The organism is Afifella sp. YEN Y35 (assembly GCF_047553465.1).
Taxonomy (GTDB): Bacteria; Pseudomonadota; Alphaproteobacteria; order Rhizobiales; family Afifellaceae; genus Afifella; species Afifella aestuarii.
Genome location: NZ_CP180203.1, coordinates 1615537 through 1634583, shown reverse-complemented (window position 1 = coordinate 1634583; position 19047 = coordinate 1615537). Strand labels below are relative to the sequence as shown.

General features: G+C 63.5%; 15 protein-coding genes and 1 pseudogene. 14 read left to right on the top strand and 2 right to left on the bottom strand.

From position 1 onward, the window contains the following. Window positions 1–6 precede the first annotated feature (6 nt). The 5 genes and pseudogenes from ACK8CP_RS07780 to ACK8CP_RS07760 all read left to right on the top strand — a co-directional run bounded on the left by ACK8CP_RS07780 (window position 7) and on the right by ACK8CP_RS07760 (window position 6113). A complete protein-coding gene (locus ACK8CP_RS07780; RefSeq protein ID WP_414833878.1) occupies window positions 7–2001 on the top strand; it encodes a hydantoinase B/oxoprolinase family protein in 1995 nt (664 codons plus the stop codon). Then, a complete protein-coding gene (locus ACK8CP_RS07775) occupies window positions 1998–3239 on the top strand; it encodes a multidrug effflux MFS transporter (protein ID WP_414833877.1) in 1242 nt (413 codons plus the stop codon). Before ACK8CP_RS07780 ends, ACK8CP_RS07775 begins: the two co-directional genes overlap by 4 nt. 182 nt (window positions 3240–3421) lie before the next feature. Next, a pseudogene (locus tag ACK8CP_RS07770) lies at window positions 3422–3580 on the top strand (aldehyde dehydrogenase family protein); the annotation flags it as partial. Window positions 3581–3594: 14 nt separating this feature from the next. After that, complete coding sequence (locus ACK8CP_RS07765; protein ID WP_414833876.1) at window positions 3595–4653, top strand: tartrate dehydrogenase; 1059 nt, start codon at window positions 3595–3597, stop codon at window positions 4651–4653. Next, the gene (locus tag ACK8CP_RS07760) at window positions 4653–6113 is read left to right on the top strand and encodes an NAD-dependent succinate-semialdehyde dehydrogenase (RefSeq protein WP_370642285.1); all 1461 of its coding nucleotides are present in this window, start codon (window positions 4653–4655) and stop codon (window positions 6111–6113) included. The genes ACK8CP_RS07765 and ACK8CP_RS07760 overlap by 1 nt, the downstream gene beginning before the upstream one ends. A gap of 38 nt (window positions 6114–6151) precedes the next feature. On the opposite strand, the gene ACK8CP_RS07755 is transcribed toward ACK8CP_RS07760, so the two are convergent. Both ACK8CP_RS07755 and ACK8CP_RS07750 read right to left on the bottom strand, forming a co-directional pair. Further along, window positions 6152–7429, bottom strand: coding sequence for an NAD(P)/FAD-dependent oxidoreductase (locus ACK8CP_RS07755; RefSeq protein WP_414833875.1), 1278 nt, complete (start codon window positions 7427–7429; stop codon window positions 6152–6154). Between the two features lie 23 nt (window positions 7430–7452). Further along, on the bottom strand, window positions 7453–8121 hold the full coding sequence (locus ACK8CP_RS07750) for a haloacid dehalogenase type II (RefSeq protein ID WP_414833874.1): 669 nt from the start codon (window positions 8119–8121) through the stop codon (window positions 7453–7455). A gap of 231 nt (window positions 8122–8352) precedes the next feature. Between ACK8CP_RS07750 and argE the strand changes: the two genes are divergently transcribed. The 9 genes from argE (at window position 8353) to ACK8CP_RS07705 (ending at window position 19024) form a co-directional block, all read left to right on the top strand. Beyond that, window positions 8353–9501, top strand: coding sequence for an acetylornithine deacetylase (argE, locus tag ACK8CP_RS07745; RefSeq protein WP_414833873.1), 1149 nt, complete (start codon window positions 8353–8355; stop codon window positions 9499–9501). A gap of 159 nt (window positions 9502–9660) precedes the next feature. Beyond that, window positions 9661–10497 carry a GNAT family N-acetyltransferase gene (locus ACK8CP_RS07740; RefSeq protein ID WP_414833872.1) on the top strand — a complete coding sequence of 279 codons (837 nt, stop codon included), beginning with the start codon at window positions 9661–9663 and terminating at the stop codon, window positions 10495–10497. Window positions 10498–10514: 17 nt separating this feature from the next. Beyond that, entirely contained in the window at window positions 10515–11894 is a 1380-nt protein-coding gene (locus tag ACK8CP_RS07735; protein WP_414833871.1) for an aspartate aminotransferase family protein, read from the top strand. A 3-nt stretch (window positions 11895–11897) separates the two neighbouring features. Then, the gene (locus ACK8CP_RS07730; protein WP_414833870.1) at window positions 11898–12827 is read left to right on the top strand and encodes a 2-hydroxyacid dehydrogenase; all 930 of its coding nucleotides are present in this window, start codon (window positions 11898–11900) and stop codon (window positions 12825–12827) included. A gap of 264 nt (window positions 12828–13091) precedes the next feature. Beyond that, a complete protein-coding gene (locus tag ACK8CP_RS07725; RefSeq protein ID WP_414833869.1) occupies window positions 13092–13799 on the top strand; it encodes an HAD-IA family hydrolase in 708 nt (235 codons plus the stop codon). A gap of 61 nt (window positions 13800–13860) precedes the next feature. Next, window positions 13861–15489, top strand: a complete 1629-nt coding sequence (locus ACK8CP_RS07720) for an ABC transporter substrate-binding protein (protein WP_414833868.1) — start codon at window positions 13861–13863, stop codon at window positions 15487–15489. Between the two features lie 78 nt (window positions 15490–15567). Next, window positions 15568–16521 carry an ABC transporter permease gene (locus tag ACK8CP_RS07715; protein ID WP_234627606.1) on the top strand — a complete coding sequence of 318 codons (954 nt, stop codon included), beginning with the start codon at window positions 15568–15570 and terminating at the stop codon, window positions 16519–16521. Next, the gene (locus ACK8CP_RS07710; protein WP_234627607.1) at window positions 16518–17363 is read left to right on the top strand and encodes an ABC transporter permease; all 846 of its coding nucleotides are present in this window, start codon (window positions 16518–16520) and stop codon (window positions 17361–17363) included. Before ACK8CP_RS07715 ends, ACK8CP_RS07710 begins: the two co-directional genes overlap by 4 nt. Continuing rightward, the gene (locus tag ACK8CP_RS07705; RefSeq protein ID WP_414833867.1) at window positions 17363–19024 is read left to right on the top strand and encodes an ABC transporter ATP-binding protein; all 1662 of its coding nucleotides are present in this window, start codon (window positions 17363–17365) and stop codon (window positions 19022–19024) included. The genes ACK8CP_RS07710 and ACK8CP_RS07705 overlap by 1 nt, the downstream gene beginning before the upstream one ends. Window positions 19025–19047: the final 23 nt, after the last annotated feature.

The window sequence follows — 19047 nt, the reverse complement described above, 5'->3', positions numbered from 1 at the left end:
AGAAACATGACCGACAAGGCTACCCTGCAGATCCTCGCCAACCATTTCCGGGCCGCCTCGGAGAGCATGGCCTACACGCTCTACCGCACGGCTCAATCCGCCTTCGTCAAGGAGACGGAGGATTTCACCATCGCGCTCGTCACGCCGGAAGGAACGACTTTTTCGGTGCCCCTCGATTACGGTGCGACCTGGTATCCGGGGCTCGATTACGGGCCCGGGATCGAGCGGATAGCCGAATACAACGAGGGCGACGTCTGCCTCACGAACGATCCCTACAGCGGCTTTCTCGCCACCCACACGCCCGACATCCATATGTGGAAGCCGATCATCGTGGACGGAAAGCTCGTCTGCTTCGCTGTCGGCCACATCCACAACACCGATATGGGCGGCGCCGTCCCGGCCAGCCTGTCGCGGACGCTGACCGAGATCCACCAGGAAGGCATCCGCTTCCCGCCCTGCAAGCTCTACGACAAGGGAGTCCTCAACCAGGAGCTCCTCGACATCATGATGACCAATGTTCGCCAGCCCGAGCAGAACTGGGGGGACCTCAAGGCCTTCGTCGGTGCGCTCAACACGGGCGAACGGAAGGTGCGCGAGATCGTCGCCAAGTTCGGCGTGGAGGCGGTGACGCAGGGCATGCACGACATGCTCGACTACGGCGAAAGCCAGGCGCGCGAGATCCTGCGTTCGATGCCGGACGGGGTCTATGAATTCTCCGATTATTGCGACGAGGATTCGCTCAACGGCTATCCCTGCCGGCTGGCCTTGAAGCTGACGATTTCAGATGGCGAAGCGGAACTCGATTTCACCGGCACCGACACCCAGCTCACCTCGTCGTTGAACGTGCCGACGGGCGGCAATCCGCGCCATACGCTGATGCTCGTCGGCGTCTATTACATCCTCTACAGCCTCAATCAGAACCTGATGCTGAACGCCGGTCTGACCCGGCCTTTCACCTGCATCTTGCCCGAGGGCAGCGTCGTCAATCCGGTCTTCCCGGCAGCGGTCGGCATGCGCAGTCTGACCTGCGGGCGGCTCCGCAGTCTGATCTTTGGAGCGTTCGCACAGGCGATTCCGGAGCGGATGCCGGCGGCGCCTGCCGGATCGAGTTCGATCGTCAACGTCATGACGACGGAGCCGAAGACCGGGAGGCGCATCATCGCCGCGATCGATCCGATCGTCGGCGGCTCGGGCGGCATGCCGACGCGCGATGGAACGGACGGCTCCGGTGCGGACGGCGCCTATCTCAAGAACACGCCGGTGGAGATCAACGAAGCGGAAGTTCCGATCGAGATCATCCGCTACCGGCTTGCGCCCAATTCCGGTGGCGCCGGGCGCTGGCGCGGTGGGCTCGGCACGATGCTCGAGTTCAAGGTTTTCTCGCCCCACACCCGCATCACCATCCGCAACCGCGACCGCAGCCGTTTCCGTCCCTGGGGGATCCTCGGCGGCAAGGCCGGCAAGCCTTCGGATTCGATCCTCAATCCCGACACCCCCAACGAAACCTTCCTCGGCAACCAGGATTTCGTCATCGCCGAACCGGGTGATGTGTTCCGTATCTTCTCGCCCGGCGGGGGAGGGCGCGGCTCGCCTCTCGAGCGGGAGCCCGCCCGCGTCCTGCGCGATGTCGAACGCGGCTTCCTGTCGGAGAAACTCGCTCTTGAGGAATACGGGGTCGTCATCGTTGCCGGTGCCGTCGACGAGGCCGCGACCGAGACACGCCGCAGTGAAATGCGCGCGGAAACGGACGGGAGCGCCTTTTTCGACTTCGGCCCTGAGCGTGAGGAATATGAGAAGGTGTGGACCCGCGAAGCCTACGACGCGCTGACGGAGATCATGTTCTCCCTGCCGGTCGAATGGCGCTTCTTCATCAAGCATCGCATCTTCCGAGCGCTTGAAGAGGCCGCAGACACCGAGCATGGCAGTGCCGAACTGGTGCGGCGCGCTTATCAGGGGCTCCTCGAGGAGCTTCCTCAGATCCGGGAGGCGGTGCCTGCTTGAGCGGGCGAGGTTTGCAGGAGGCGGAGAGGCGGGGCAAGACAAGCGAGGCGCCGCCCCCCGTCTGGCTCCTGGTTCTCGTCACGGCGACGGGGCCGCTTGCGCTCCATATCCTCGTTGGCGCAGTGCCGGGCCTGCAACGTTCCTTCGGCGGTGATTACGGGCGGCTGCAGCTCACGCTGACCGTCTTTCTCGCCGGAATCGGTGTCGCCCAGCTCGGCTACGGGCTCTTGTCAGAGCGCTTCGGACGGCGGCCCGTGCTGCTGGCGGGACTCGGCCTTTACACCGTCGCGAGCGCCGCCTGCGCGTTCGCACCGTCGATCGAGATTCTTCTCGTCTGCCGGACGCTTCAGGCGGTCGGCGGCTGTGCCGGCATGGTCATGTCGCGGGCGATCGTGCGCGACCTGTTCGGACGGAGCCGATCGGCAAGCCTTTATGGCTATATCACCATGGCGATGGCGCTTGCGCCGGCCGTCTCGCCCACCATCGGCAGCTATTTCGACCTCTGGCTCTCCTGGCGCTGGTCGTTCGTGTTTTTGAGCCTTTTCGGGGTGGCGGCGACCGTCGGGGCGGCCTGTCTCCTGCCGGAGACACGGCGAGCCACTTCGGAGCTCGATCTTTCCGGCTGGTTCCGGGCCTATGGCCGTCTCGCCATCCGCCCGGCCTTCCTCGCATATTCGCTCAACACGGCCTTCACGATGGCCGCCTGGTACACCTTCATCGCCGGCATGCCGTTTATCCTCGTGGAAGTGGAGGGCCTGCCGCAATCGACCTACGGGCTCCTCGTCATGCTCGTGCTGTCCGCCTATGCGACCGGCAATTTCCTGTCCGGGCGATTTTCGGCGCGTCTCGGCAGCGATCGCATGATTTTCGGTGGTGGGATCGTGTCCCTTGTCGGCGCCTGTCTCTTCACCGCCGTCGCTGAGAGCGGGGCGGGCGGGCCGCTTGTCTGGTTCCTGGTCATGTCGGTCAATGTCCTGGGCAACGGGATAACGCAGCCCAACGGCATCGCCAGTGCCCTCAGCATCGATCCGCCACGCGCAGGCGCGGCAGCGGGGTTTCTCGGGCTCCTTCAGATGGCGGTGGCCGGGCTCGCGACCGTTTTCGTCCTGCAGCTTGGCACGCCGAGCGTCCTGCGGCTCGCGGTTTCCATTCTCGTCCTGATCCTCGCGTCGCACGTGGCCTTTGCGGTCGCCCTGTGGACGGGACGAGGCACTCCCGACCTCCCTCATGCCGAATGAGGCAGGTTCTCCACTTTTCGATGGCATGCGCGTCATTATCCGCTTCGCGCAGCCCTCCTTGCAGAGGATTCTGCCAAGCATGCCGTCACTTCGTCATGTCCTGTCGGCATGGCTCGGCTAGCTTCGCGCAGCCCCCTGCCGTCTCCGCGAGGCCTCCCATGTCCCTGAGTTTTGATCCGGCACGTCTCCACGCAGGAACCGTGTGGATCCACCGCTATGACCGCTCGCAGGATCACATCCTGCCGGCCGGCGGCTCAAAGGGCTCCGGCCTCGGCAAGGATCTCGGCCGCGAAGCCTTTCTCTCCAACCGACGGACGACGTCGGTGTTGATCGATCTTTGAAGGACGGAAATGACATGAGCGCAGCTAAGACCTACGACATCGCTCTGGTGCCGGGAGATGGTATCGGGCCCGACGTGACGAAAGCCGCCTGGGCAGTTGCCGAGGCTGCAGCCGCGAGTGACGGATTCGCACTCGCTGGCACGACCTATCCCTGGTCCTGCAATTATTACCTGGAGACCGGGCGGATGATGCCGGAGGACGGCATCGAGACGCTGCGTGGCCACGACGCCATCCTGCTCGGCGCTGTCGGCTGGCCCGCGACCGTCCCCGATTCGGTGTCGCTGCATGGGCTTCTCCTGCCGATCCGGAAGGCTTTCGATCAGTACGCCAACATTCGTCCGCATCGGCTTTTGCCGGGCGTGGAAGGACCTCTCAAATCGAAGACCTTCGACATTCTGTGCATCCGTGAAAACACCGAAGGCGAATATTCGGGCGCCGGCGGCCGCGTGCATCAGGGCACGTCCGACGAAGTGGCGGTGGAGACGGCAATTTTCACCCGCACCGGCGTGGAGCGCATCCTGCGCTTTGCGTTCGAGGCGGCAAAGGGGCGGCGCGGGCGTGTCGCGTCGGTGACGAAGTCGAACGCGCAGAAGCACTCGATGGTGTTCTGGGATGAGATCACGCGTCTCGTCGCGGCCGATTATCCGGATGTGGAGGTGACCTCCTACCATATCGATGCGATGGCGGCGCGCATGGTGATGGCGCCTGAGACGCTCGATGTCGTCGTCGCCTCCAATCTCTTCGGAGACATTCTCACGGATCTGGGTGCGGCGATCCAGGGCGGTCTCGGCTTCGCCGCCTCGGCGAACGTCAATCCGACGCGCTCCGCCCCCTCCATGTTCGAGCCTGTCCACGGTTCGGCCCCGGACATTGCCGGGAAGGGTCTTGCCAATCCTCTCGCGGCGATCTGGTCGGCCGCGATGATGCTGGATCACCTCGGCGAAGGGCAGGCATCGGCGCGCATTTTGAAGGCGATGGAGGCCGCGACCGCTCGCGGCTTCGGCATTCGGCCGGGCGCCCAAACGACTGATGCAATCACGGACGCCGTTTTGACGGCAATCAACGAGGAATGATGATGGACGGCAATATCTCTCCGAGCCTTTTGCGGCAGGCGGGGCTCATCGACGGAGCTTGGGTCGAAGCCGATCAGGGCGCCACGATCGAGGTGATCGATCCGGCGACGGGCGCGGTCATCGGCACGGTCCCGGATATGGGGGCGGCCGAGACGCGGCGGGCGATCGAGGCGGCGGAGAAGGCCTTCGCTTCCTGGCGGCGTACGACGCATGCGGAGCGTGCCGACAAGCTCCTTGCCTGGTACGGGCTGATGCTTGCGCATGAGACGGAACTCGCCACGCTGCTGACCCGCGAACAGGGCAAGCCGCTTGCCGAAGCGCGGGGCGAGATCCGCTACGGAGCTTCCTTCGTGCGCTGGTTCGCGGAAGAAGCGCGCCGGATCGGTGGCGAGACGATTCCGTCACCGACGCCGGATCGGCGCATCCTGGCGCTGAAGGAACCGGTGGGGGTGGCCGCGATCATCACGCCTTGGAACTTTCCGAATGCCATGATCACCCGTAAGGTGGCGCCGGCGCTCGCAGCGGGCTGCACCGTGGTGGTGAAGCCGTCCGAGTTCACGCCATTTTCGGCACTGGCACTCGGCGTTCTGGCCGAGGAAGCGGGTATCCCGGCGGGTGTCATCAACATCGTCACCGGCATGCCGAAGGACATCGGCGGCGAGCTCACCGGCAGCGAGATCGTGCGCAAATTGAGCTTCACCGGTTCGACGCGCATCGGGTCGCTCCTGATGGCGCAGTCGGCCCCGACCGTGAAGCGGCTGAGCCTCGAACTCGGCGGCAATGCCCCGTTCCTCGTCTTCGACGACGCTGATCTCGATCTCGCGGTCGAGGGGGCTGTCGCCTCCAAGTTCAGGAACGGCGGCCAGACCTGCGTCTGTTCGAACCGCATCCTCGTTCAGGCGGGGGTCCATGACGCCTTCGTCGAAAAGCTCTCCCGGCGGGTTGCGGCGATGCGTGTGGGGTCGGGCCTTCAGGAGGGCACCGATATCGGTCCGATGATCAATCGCGCCGCCCTGGAGAAAATCGAACGCCACGTGGAGGACGCGCTCGCGCGGGGTGCGAAGCGTGCGCACGATCCTGTCGAGCTGCCGGACGGCCCGCAATACGTCGCGCCTCTCGTCCTGACGGAGGCGAATACGGACATGCTGCTCGCCTCGGAGGAGACGTTTGGGCCGATTGCGCCAATTTTCCGCTTCGAGCGCGAGGAGGAAGCGGTCGCGACCGCCAACGCAACGCCGTTCGGGCTTGCCGCCTATTTCTACACGCGCGATCTCGCCCGCACATTCCGCGTTGGCGAGGCGCTCGATTTCGGCATCGTCGGGCTCAACACCGGCCTTATTTCAACGGAAGTCGCGCCTTTCGGCGGCGTCAAGCAGTCGGGCCTCGGGCGTGAAGGTGCAAAGGTCGGCATCGAGGAATATCTCGAGACCAAGGCCTTTCACATCGGCGGCCTCGGCTGAAAAACTCTGAGAAGCGGGAGCCTCGCATGAGGCTCCCGTCACTGGATCCGGTCGAGAGCCCTGTAGTAGAGCCCGACGAGCGGCAGGAACCAGGGCTTGCCGAAATGGCCGGGCACGGCCTGCCAGTCGACGCCCTTCATCGGATTGCGGTCGTCACGACCGAGAATCACATCGGCCATGATGGCGCCGAGATGGGTGGAGAGCTGGGCGCCATGGCCGGAATAGCCCATCGCATAATAGACGCCGTCGGCTTCGCCGGCGCGGGGGAAGCGGTCCTTCGTCATCCCGACGAGGCCGCCCCAGCAATAATCGATGTCGATATCGGCGAAGTCGGGGAAAACCTCCGCCAGGTTCTCGCGCAGGATGCGACCGGACTTTTCGTCTGACGTGGCATCCGAGACGGCGGAAAAACGGGCGCGACCGCCGAAGATCAGGCGATTGTCGGGCGACAGGCGGAAGTAATTGCCGATGTTGCGTGAGGTGACGCAAGTCCGGTTGCCGGGCATGACCGCCTCTGCCTCGCCCGGGCTGAGCGGACGCGTCGCGATGACGAAGCTGCCGACCGGGATGACCCGGCGGCGGAAATAGCCGAAGGGCCCGGTCGTATAGGCACCGGTCGCAAGGAAAACACGATCGGCCGCGAGCGTCCCGCGTGGCGTGGTCAGCAGGTGACCGGAGGCGGTCTTTGTATGGTCGCGGACCGGTGCCTCTTCGAAGATCACCGCGCCATGGCGGTGTGCGGCGTCTGCGAGGCCATGGACGAAGCGGCCCATATGCATCATGGCGCTCTTCTTGAAGAGCATGGCGCCATGGAAGGCGTCGGAGCCGATCTCGCCGCGAAGGTCGTCTTTCGACAGGAGGGCGGTTTCCGGATCGACTTCGTTGTGCACCGCCTCGAAGTTCTTCGCGATCGCCGAGAGATGTTCCGGCTTGGAGGCGAGCTTCAGCTTGCCGGCACGGCGGAAGCTGCAATCGATCTTTTCCTCCGCGACGATCCGCTCGATCGTATCGATCGCATCGTCGAACGCGCGGTAGAGGGCTTTGGCCCGGTCCGCACCGAGCTCATCCTTTGCCGCCGGATAGGAATGGGCAAGGCCATTGTTGAGATGGCCGCCGTTGCGACCCGAGCCGCCATAGCCGACGTGCCGCTCTTCGAGGACGGCCACGGAAAGCCCGGCCTTCGCAAGGCTTCGGGCGGCCGACAGACCGGTAAAACCTCCCCCGATGACGGCGACGTCGTAACGGCCTTCGACAGGGCCTCGCGCGCCGCCGGAGAAGCGGGGCGCGGTTTCGTGCCAATAGGATTTGAGCTGCATCGTCGCTGGTCCCGGGACGCGGCTCAGAGGCCGACCACAGCCGGCAGACCGGAAATGTCGGCGATCTCGGTGTAGCCGTAATAGGGATTCGCTGGTTCGTGGCCGCGGTTCACCCAGACTTTGTGCTCGATGCCGAGATCGTGCGCCGACATGAGGTCGTAGCGGAAAGACGATGAGCAATGCAGGATCTCATCGGGCCCGCAGCCGAGCTGATCGAACATGTATTCGAAGGCGCGGAAGCGCGGCTTGTAAGCATTGGCCTGCTCGGCCGTGAAGACATGGGCGAAAGGCGCACCGAGCTTCTCCACATTCGACATGATCTGAGAATTCATGGCGTTCGACAGAACGACCAGAGGATACTCCTTGGCCACCTTCGCAAGGCCTGCCGGCACGTCCGGATGCGGACCCCAGGTCGGCACGGCTTCGTAGAATGAGCGGGCCTCTGCCAGATCGAAAGCGACGTCGTTGCGTTTGCAGGTGCGCTCGTAGGCGCTGACGAGCACCTCTTCATAGGGCTTCCAGTCGCCCATGATCTCGTCGAGCCGGTAGGCGGAAAAATTGCGGATGAAAGTGGCGAGCTTCTCCGGCGACAGCCTTTCTCCGAGGATTTCTTTGGCTCTCTCGGCCATCTGAAAATGGGTGAGCGTGCCATAGCAGTCGAAGGTGATGTATTTCGGGCGGAACACGGGCATGGCCTTTCTTCACTGCGACGAAAACGGCGCGTTGGGGGCTATCCTGATGTGAGCGTAGCGGCGATTTTGCGCGCGTTTTCGTGGTCCGCCCCGCAAGCAAAGCAGATTCTTCCGAATGCCGGTGTCCACACGGCAAGGGCTGCCGGTCCTTTTCTGACAGTCTTGATTACGACGCGCGATCGTTTCCAAAGGATGGCGTCCTATTGCGCTCCTGCCGGGGAAGGCCCACCGATGTCCGCCGAACGTATGCTCTCTGCCCTTGTCGCTTTCCCCTCCGTCGTGGGAACGCGCAATGGGGCACTCATCGACTATATCCGCGACTATCTCGCCAGCTACGACATCGCCTCTGCGGTGATCTCCGGGCCGGAAGGCGACCGCTTCAACCTCTTCGCGACGATCGGCCCGAAAAACGTCCCGGGCTACATTCTCTCCGGCCATATCGATGTCGTTCCGGCGAATGAGACGGGATGGGCATCCGACCCGTTTCGCCTGCGCAATGTGGAGGACAGACTCATCGGTCGAGGTGCCGTCGACATGAAAGGTTTCGTGGCGGCCGTGCTTTCCTCTGTGCCGGAGCTGGCGGCGTTGGAGCTGCAGCAGCCGATTCATATCGCACTGTCGTACGATGAGGAGGCGGGCTGCCGCGGTGTGCCGCATCTCATCGAAAAGCTGCCGACTTTGTGCGCTCCACCTCTCGGCTGCATCGTCGGCGAGCCTTCGGGCCTGGAGCCCGTGCTGCGCCACAAGGGCAAGGCCGCGATCCGCATCCGGGCGGAAGGCGTCGCTGGCCACAGTTCCCGCCCAGATCTCGGTCAGAACGCCATCCACGCCTTGTTGCCGGCACTGAAGGCTGTCGCCGACGAAGCGGCGATCCAGGAAGAGCGCGGCCCGAGAGATCCGCATTTCGCACCGCCCTACAGCACCTTGCAGATCGGCGTGGTGTCGGGAGGCGAGGCGCTCAATATCATCCCGAGCCATGCGGAGGCGGATATCGAGGCGCGGGCGGTGCCGGGGCTCGATCCGTTGGGGTTGCTGCAGGGCGCGCTTGCGGAGGTCGAAGCGAGCGAGGCTCTCGCGGCTGAGGTCATCGCGAGCTATCCCGCGCTGTCGTTGGACGAGGACCATCCACTCGCCGCGCTCGCCTCGGAGCTTTCCGGGCATGCTCTGGTCGAAGCCGTCAGCTACGGGACGGAGGCCGGTCTGTTTCAGGCCGCCGGAGTTCCCTCCATCGTTTGCGGGCCGGGCGACATCTCCCGGGCGCACAAGCCGGAAGAATATATCACCGTCGATGAGCTCAACGGGGCCCGCGCGATGGTGCTCCGGCTCGGACGCAGGCTTGCGGCGGGGGGCATATCCGAGGACATGGCGCGCGCCCTTTGAAACGTCTCAGGAAGATCAGCGGTTGCGGCCCGCTCGGTAGAAGCTGCGGCAGCGGATCGGCGGGACGGCCGGATGTGTCGCCGGTGGCGGGCGCGCCGGGCACATCGTTCTCTCCTGTCCTGCTACCAATTGGGAGAACCGAGGATTCTGTTGCGAGAGATGACCGACATTCTGCTTGAGCCGTTTTCCGATGCGCATCTTGAGGCGGCCGTCCGCCTGTCGCAGGCCGAGAATTGGCCGCACCGAACCGAAGACTGGGCGATGGTCGCCGCAGTCTCGCAAGGCTTCGTCGCAACGAAGGATGGGCGCGTCGTCGGCACGGCTTTCAGCACACCCTTCGGACCGGATCTTGCAACGATCGACATGATCATCGTCGACAACTCTTTGCGCGGTCAGGGGCTGGGGCGCCGGCTCGTGGAAGCCGCGATCGAGACGTCCGGCTCGCGCAATCTGCGCCTTGTGGCGACGGAGGACGGTCTTCCGCTCTACAAAAAGCTTGGCTTCGGTGAGCGTGGCGGGATCGTCCAACACCAGGGCAAGGTTGCTTCCGCGACGCCTTCAGCGGACGTCGAGGTGGTACGCGACACGGATCACGACGCGATCATCGACCTCGATCGCGCAGCCTATGGGGGCGATCGCCGCGCGCTTCTCGGGCAGCTCTTTGCCGCCGGCGGCGAGGCGGTCGTTTTGCGCGACAAGGGATCTCTCTCGGGTTTCGGGATTTGTCGCCCATTCGGCCGCGGCCGGGTCATCGGTCCCGTCGTTGCCGCGAATATCGAGGCGGCCAGGAACCTGATCCTCGCCCTCATTGAGCGGCACGCCGGAGAGTTCCTGCGTATCGATACGCGCCGCGACACCGGTCTCTCGTCCTGGCTCACGGATCTCGGGCTCCCCGAGACCGGATCCGGTGTGGCGATGGCGCGGGGCGAGGAGCCCCGCGCGATCCGCCACGGAGAACCAAAAACTTTCGCCCTTGTCTCTCAGGCCTTTGGCTGACGTTTCCGGAGAACGACATGCTTTCAAATTCATTGCTCGAGGCTGATCGCGAGCACCTGGTGCATCCTTTGAGCTCCTTTCGCGGACATGAACGGGAGGGCGTACGTGTCATGGCCTCAGCAAAGGGGGCGTGGCTGACGGACCGAGAGGGACATCGGCTTCTCGACGGCTTTGCCGGTCTGTGGTGCGTGAATGCGGGCTACGGACACGAGAGCATCGTTGAGGCCGCCGCCGAACAGATGCGCCGCCTGCCATACGCGACCGGCTATTTCGATCTGGGCTCCGAGCCGGCGATCAAGCTTGCCGAAGCGCTCGCCGAGAGGGCGCCGGGTGATCTCGACCATGTGTATTTCACGCTCGGGGGATCGGACGCTGTCGACAGCACGATCCGTTTCATCCGCTACTACAACCACGCGCGCGGCACGCCGGAGCGGGATCAGTTCATCTCGCTGGAGCAGGGTTTTCACGGTTCTTCGACCGCAGGCGCAGGCCTCACGGCGCTCAAGGGCTTCCACACGGGCTTCGGCGTGCCTTTCGAGTGGCAGCACAAGATCCCGTCCCATTACCTCTACCGCAATCCGGTCGGAAGCGACCCCGAGACGGTGATCGCCACCTCGGTCGCGGCGCTGGCGGCCAAGGTCGACGAGATCGGCAAAGACCGCGTCGCCGCCTTTTACGCCGAGCCGATCCAGGGCTCGGGTGGCGTCCTGGTGCCGCCGCCGGGCTGGGTGAAGGCGATGGCGGATACCTGCCGCGAACTCGGCATTCTCTTCGTCGCCGACGAAGTGATCACCGGCTTCGGTCGTACGGGCCCGCTCTTTGCCTGCCTGGAAGAAGGCGTGGTGCCGGACTTCATGACGGTCGCGAAGGGGCTCACCTCCGGCTATGTGCCGCTCGGTGCCGTCTTCATGGCCGATCATGTCTATCAGACGATCGCCGATGGGGCAGGGGAGGCCGCGATCGGCCACGGCTATACCTATTCCGGCCATCCGGTGAGTGCGGCTGTCGGCCTGGAAGTCCTGAAGCTCTACGAAGGGGGGCTTCTGGACAATGGCCGGCGGGCCGGGAAGCGGTTGATGGCGGGCCTTGAAAGCCTCGCCGAACACCCACTTGTCGGCGATGTGCGTGGCCGGGGAATGCTGGCTGCGATCGAACTCGTCACCGACAAGTCGGCAAAGACGCCGCTGCCTGCTGCGGCGGAAGCCGGAAAGCGCATCTTCGATCGTGCCTACAAGAACGGGCTGATCGTGCGTGCCTTCGCTCAGGGCGTCATCGGCTTTGCGCCGCCGCTTTGCTGCAGCGACGAGGAGATCGACGAAATCGTGGAGCGCACTCGCCGCGTTCTCGACGAAACCCTGGCCGACGCGGATGTGCGCACGGCCATGAAGGGCGTCTGAGCGATGGCGCTGCTTTACCTTTCGCACAAAGAGCGTGCCGAGGTCTGGAAGCCGATCTTCGCGCGGGAATTGCCGGAACTGGAATTCTACGACGGCTTTGATGCGGTCCAAGATCCCTCAAAGGTCCGTTTCATCGCGACCTGGAACGCTCCGGCCGACCCGGTGAAGACCTATCCGAACCTTAAGATGATCCTCTCGGTCGGTGCCGGTGTCGACCAGTTCGATTTTCGCGCTCTGCCGGAGCATGTGAAGGTCGCGCGCATGGTCACGCCGAGCATCGCCGAAATGATGCGCGACTATGTCGTTCTCGGCGTTCTGGCGATGCACCGGCAATTGCCCCGTTACATTGCCCAGCAGCGCGACAGAACCTGGAGCGCGGGCCGTGTCGATCTTGCGCGGAGGAAGACCGTCGGCGTGATGGGGCTGGGTCAGCTCGGAACGGCCGTGCTCGAGGCGCTTCGTCCCTTTGGTTTCAAACTCGCCGGCTGGGGGCGCTCGCCCCGCGCGCTCGACGGGGTGCAGACCTTCGTTGGGCGGAGCGAGCTTCCAGCGTTCCTGGCTGGGACCGATATTCTCATTTGTCTTCTGCCGCTGACGAAGGAGACGGAGACCATTCTCGACGCGCAGCTCTTTGCGGCTCTGCCGAAAGGCGCCACGCTTGTACATGCCGGGAGAGGCCGGCAGCTCGACCACGATGCTCTTCTAGATGCACTTGATACCGGCCATCTCGAAGGTGCTTTCCTCGATGTGACCGAGCCTGAGCCTTTGCCGGCCGAGCACCCATTCTGGAGCCATCCGCGCCTCGTTCTGACGCCTCATGTCGCCACCATGACGGATTTCGAAGAGGGGGCCTTGGCCGCAGTCGAATGCCTGCGGGCGCATGAGGCAGGGCGACCGATCCCCGGGCTCGTCGACAAAGCGCGCGGCTATTGAGAAGCGCATGAGCAAAATTCCGACTTGCCTCAAAAATCGACAGATTATGCTGTGATGTCGGTCGCATTCGGAACCTCATAGAGGGTTGAGCTGCGAGACTGCATTCCTGGAAAGAAAGCACATTACAGTCAACGGAGTACAAAACCGGGCTGATTTCTGACCAAAGCAATCGCCCGGCGACGTTGAGTGCATCGGTGCCCCATCGCGGAAGATGATGCTGCCAGGTGGCGGCGTCTCTCGTGGGCGTTCAAGGCGGAGGAATGCGTGACCCGCAAGCTGGCGACTTTCAAAGTTCTGACTTTCGACGTCGTGGGCACGCTCATCGACTTTGAGACGGGCATCAAAAACGGGCTCGCCAGCCTTGCGGCAGAAGGAGGGGCGACACTGGATGGCGAGGAGGCTCTGGCCATCTACCGTGAGAGTCGTCGGGATCCAGATGCCGGTCGATTCCCCGACGACGTCGCTCGCTGCTACGACAAGATTGCCGCGAAGATGGACCTCCCGCGGGGCGACGAATATGGTGCCCGGATCGTCGCAGCCGTCGCCTCTGCACCGGCCTTTTCCGACAGCCGCGCAGCTCTTGCGAAATTGCGCCGTCGCTTCCGGCTCGTTGCTATGACGAATGCGCAGCGCTGGGCCTTCGAGCGCTTCTCGGACGAACTTGGGAAGCCGTTTCACAAGTCTTTCACGGTCGAAGACACAGGGACCGAAAAACCGGACCCGGCCTTCTTCGAGGCGGTGCTCGCCGATTTGAAGGGCGAGGGGATCGAGAAGGCCGACATCCTGCATGTCGCCCAGAGCCAGTATCACGATATCGGCGTCTCCCGGCAGCTCGGCCTCACCAATTGTTGGATCGAGCGCCGTCACGGCCGGAAAGGCTACGGGGGCACGATCGCCCCTGAGCGGTTCACCGAGCCGGACTATCACTTCACTTCCCTGGCTGCATTGGCGGAGGCCGTCGACCAGCCCTGAACCTGTTTCAAACCGCGCCAAGACGGGATGCCACCTCTTTGTCACCGGAAAGGACCGACGCATGAGCCAGAATGACCGGACGAACTGGGACGTCACGAATTGGACGAGGCGCGACGATGCGATGGTCGAAGAGGCCATCCGACGAGGCGCGTCACGCCGTGATCTCTTGCGTCTGCTTGCGGCGAGCGGCGTGGCAATGGCGGCCGGAAGCGCCATCATGACGCGTGCGACGACCGCCTTCGCCGCAACCCCGAAACAGGGCGGTTCGATCACCGCGGCCGGCTGGTCGTCCTCGACCGCCGATACGCTCGATCCGGCGAAAGCCTCGCTTTCCACCGATTATGTGCGCGGCTGCTCGTTCTACAACCGCCTGACCTTTCTCGAGGAAGGCGGCAAGGTGCAGATGGAGCTCGCCGAGAGCATCGAATCCGATGACGCGAAGACGTGGAAGATCACCCTTCGCCCGGACATCACCTTCCATGACGGCAAGACGCTGACGACCGACGACGTCATCTATTCGCTCCAGCGCCATAAGGATGAATCCGTCGGCTCCAAGGCGAACGCCATGGCGCAGCAGATGGAGACCTTCAAGAAGGTCGACGACCGGGTTCTGGAGCTGGTGCTGAGTTCGCCGAACGCCGACCTGCCGATCATCCTCTCTCTGCACCACTTCATGATCATCGCCGATGGCACGACCGACTTCACGACGGCGAACGGGACCGGCGCTTTCAAGTGTGAGACCTTCGAGCCCGGCGTCAAATCGGTCGGCGTCCGCAACGAGAGCTACTGGAAAGAGAACCTTCCCTATCTCGATTCCCTCGAGTTCATCGCGATTCCGGATGAGACGGCGCGTGTGAATGCGCTTCTGTCCGGCGACATCGCGCTTGCCGCCAACATCAATCCGCGTTCGATCAGGCGCCTCGATACGATCGATACGGTGACTTTGTCGAAGACGACGTCAGGAAACTATACCGACCTCAACGTCCGCCTCGACATGGCGCCAGGCGACAAGAAGGATTTCGTCGACGGTCTCAAATCCCTCGTCAATCGCGAGGTCATCGCGCGCTCCGTCATGCGCGATCTGGCTGTCATCGCCAACGATCAGCCGGTTTCGCCGAATGACCGCTATTACAATGCAGAGCTGAAGCCGAAGGATTACGACCCGGAAAAGGCGAAGAAGCTCTTCGAGAAGGCCGGCGTTCTCGGGCAGTCGATCCCGATCGTCGCTTCGACGGCTGCGACCTCGTCGGTCGACATGGCGATGGTGGTGCAGCAGGCGGGGTCGGAAATCGGCATGCCTTTCGATGTGCAGCGCGTTCCCTCCGACGGCTACTGGTCGAACTATTGGCTGAAGGCGCCCGTGCACTTCGGCAACATCAATCCGCGGCCGACACCGGATATCCTCTTCTCTCTGCTCTACACCTCCGACGCGCCGTGGAACGAGAGCCGCTACCAGTCTGAAAAATTCGACAAGATGCTGGTGGAGGCACGCGGTACCCTCGATGAGGCCAAGCGCAAGGAGATCTACGACGACATGCAGGTGATGGTGGCAGAAGACGCCGGCACCATCATTCCGGTCTGGATCTCCAATGTCGATGCCGTGTCTTCGAAGCTGAAGGGCCTGCAGCCCAATCCTTTGGGCGGCATGATGGGTTACGCCTTCGCCGAATATGTCTGGCTCGACGCCTGAGAGAGCTGAAGGCCGAGCATTCCGGCATGCCGGGATGCTCGGCCTATCGCGCCCCCAGAACGAAGGAGAGAGAGCCGCATGAATTCCACGATTGCCGGTCTTATCATCCGCCGCGTTGGGATTATGCTCGTCTCCCTCGTCATTGTTGCCTTTGCAGTCTTCGCGGCCACGGAACTTTTGCCGGGCGACGTCGCACAGATCCTTCTCGGGCAGTCGGCAACGCCGGAAGCCGTGGCCGGGCTCCGCAAGGCGATGCATCTCGACCAGCCCGCGGTCCTGCGCTTCCTGCACTGGCTTGCTGGTCTTGTGACGGGCGATTTCGGACGATCCTACGCCAACAACCGAGACGTGGCAGACCTGATTGCCGGGCGTCTCGTGAACTCCCTGAAGCTCGGAGCCGTCACCACGCTCTTTTCGGTGCCGCTGTCGCTGTTTCTCGGTGTCACGGCGGCCATGTTCCGCGGTTCGTTCTATGACCGCCTCGTGTCGGTCTTCACGGTGACCGTGATCTCCGTTCCGGAGTTCATGGTTGCGACCCTCGCCGTTCTGATTTTCGCTGTCTATCTCGGCTGGCTGCCGGCGCTCTCCTTCGCCAATGAAGTGCACGGCCTGGGTGAGCTTCTGCGTGTCTATGCCATGCCGGTGATCACGTTGAGCTTCGTCGTCTCGGCGCAGATGATCCGCATGACCCGTGCTGCCGTGATCGATACGATCAACACGCCCTATGTCGAGATGGCGCTCCTCAAGGGCGCGACCCGGCGGCGAATGGTCATGAGACATGCGCTGCCGAACGCGCTCGGTCCGATTGCGAACGCCATGGCTCTGTCGCTCTCCTATCTCCTCGGAGGCGTCATCATCGTGGAGACGATCTTCAACTATCCGGGCGTCGCCAAGCTGATGGTGGATGCCGTTGCGACCCGCGATCTTCCTCTCATCCAGACCTGTGCGATGCTGTTCTGCCTGAGCTATCTTCTTTTGATCCTCATTGCGGACGTGATTGCCATCGCCTCCAACCCGAGGCTGCGCCAGTGAAAGCTCTCGTCGCCTCCGCCCGCCGCCGCACAGGCTTCCACATCAATGCCGTCGGAACGATCGGCGCGATCGTGGTCCTGTTTTGGATCGTGATTGCAATCTGCGCGCCGCTTCTCGTGCCTTATCCAGTCGGCAAGATCGTCGATTTCGATTTCTTCGGACCGATGTCGCAGAAATTCTGGCTCGGCACCGACTATCTCGGCCGGGACATCCTCTCGCGCATCTTGATGGGCGCGCGCTATACGGTCGGCATCGCCTTCGCCGCGGTGTCGCTCGCCTGTTTCGTCGGTGTGGCGCTTGGCATGATCGCCGCCGTCGTGGGCGGCTTCTTCGACACGGCGCTGTCGCGTTTTCTCGACGCGCTTAACGCCATCCCGTCGCTCATGTTCGGGCTTGTGGTCGTTGCCGGCGTCGGCAGCTCCATCCCTGTGCTGATCATGACGCTGGCGCTCATCTATGCGCCCGGCAGCTATCGCTTCGCCCGCTCGCTTGCCGCCAATACCAACACGATGGATTTCGTGACGGTCGCGCGGGCGCGGGGAGAGGGCACCGTCTACATCATTCGGGAGGAAATTCTGCCCAACATCATCGGCCCGGTGCTGGCCGATTTCGGCCTGCGCTTCGTCTTCATCGTGCTGCTTCTGTCAGGCCTGTCTTTCCTAGGCCTCGGCGTGCAGCCGCCGAATGCCGATTGGGGCGGCCTGGTGCGTGAGAACCTCGCCGGCCTGCCGTACGGCGCGCCTGCCGTGATCTTTCCGTCGATCGCCATTGCGAGCCTGACCATCTCGGTCAACATGCTGATCGACAACCTGCCGACCCGCATCCGCGATCGGAGCGCCTGATGGGCAATATCGTCGAAATTCGTGACCTTGCCGTCGCCGCGAAGACCGATTCCGGGCGTGTCGTGGATATCATCAAGGGCGTCGATATCGAGGTGGCCGAGGGCGAGGTGGTTGCTTTGATCGGCGAAAGCGGCTCCGGCAAAACCACGATTGCATTGACGCTTCTGGGGTACACGCGCCCGGGTTGTCGGGTCACCCGTGGCGAGGTCGTGGTCGCCGGCCGCGATATGGTGACGATGAGCGAGGCCGAACGCCGGCATGTGCGCGGGCAGCAGGTCGCCTATGTGCCGCAATCGGCAGCGGCGGCCTTCGATCCCTCCCAGACCATCATGGAACAGGTGGTGGAGGTTTCCCGCATTCATCAACTGATGCCGCCGGAGGATGCGCGGCGTAAGGCCGTCGACCTCTTCCGGGCGTTGTCGCTGCCCAATCCGGAGACGATCGGTGCGCGCTATCCGCATCAAGTCTCGGGCGGACAATTGCAGAGGCTGGCAGCGGCGATGGCCCTGATGGGCGATCCCGAGGTGATGGTGTTCGACGAGCCGACGACGGCTCTCGACGTGACGACACAGATCGAAGTTCTGCGCGCCTTCAAGTCCGTCATCGCCGAGCGGAATATGGCCGGGATCTATGTCTCGCACGATCTTGCCGTCGTCGCGCAGATCGCCGACCGCATCGTCGTCCTGAAGGGCGGCGAAGTGCAGGAAGTGGCCGAGACGGAGAAAATCGTCTACGCGCCGCAGCACGCCTATACGAAGGAGCTCATCGCAGCCTTTCATCCCGTCGAGCGCGCGCCGGCGGATATGTGCAAGATCGCCCAGAGAAACGCCGTTCTGGAGGTGAAGAACCTCAGTGCCGGTTACGGACCGATCGGCTCCGACGGGCAGCCCGGCTTTCTCGCACTCAAAGACGTCACCTTCCGTCTGGCGGCAGGGGAGAGCCTTGGGATCATCGGCGAATCCGGCAGCGGGAAGTCGACCCTGGCGCGCGTCATTTCGGGCCTTCTGCCGCAATCGTCAGGCAGCGTGACGTTCGAGGGCCGGGAACTTGCGAAAAGTGTGAGCGGGCGCAGCCGTGAAGAGCTGCGCAAGATGCAGATCGTCTTTCAGCTCGCCGATACCGCTCTCAACCCCAATCGGCCGGTGCGGGCAATTCTGGGCCGCCCGCTCACCTTCTATCACGGTGTGAGAGGGCGTCAGCGCGAGGCGGAGGTCGACCGGCTGCTCGATATGGTGCGCCTGCCAGCTGCCTTGAAACATCGTCTGCCGAGCGAATTGTCGGGCGGCCAGAAGCAACGCGTCAACCTGGCGCGCGCCTTGGCGGCGAAACCTGAGCTGATCCTCTGCGATGAGATCACCTCGGCGCTGGATACGGTGGTGGCGGCCGCCATCCTGAAGCTCCTCGATGAATTGCAGCGAGAGCTCGGCCTTTCCTACATGTTCATCAGCCACGATCTGTCGACGGTCGAAGCGATCTGCGACGAGGTCGTGGTGATGTATCAGGGAGAGAAGGTGGAGGAGATGCCGACGAACCGCATGAAGTCGGGTGCCGAGCATCCCTATTCCCGTCTCTTGATATCCTCGGTGCCTCAGCTCGAAACCAACTGGCTCGACCGCCTCGAGCAGGACAACGAGCTGATGAAGGCCGTCGCCGGACGCTGAGCAAAGCTGCGGCCAGCGGCTTC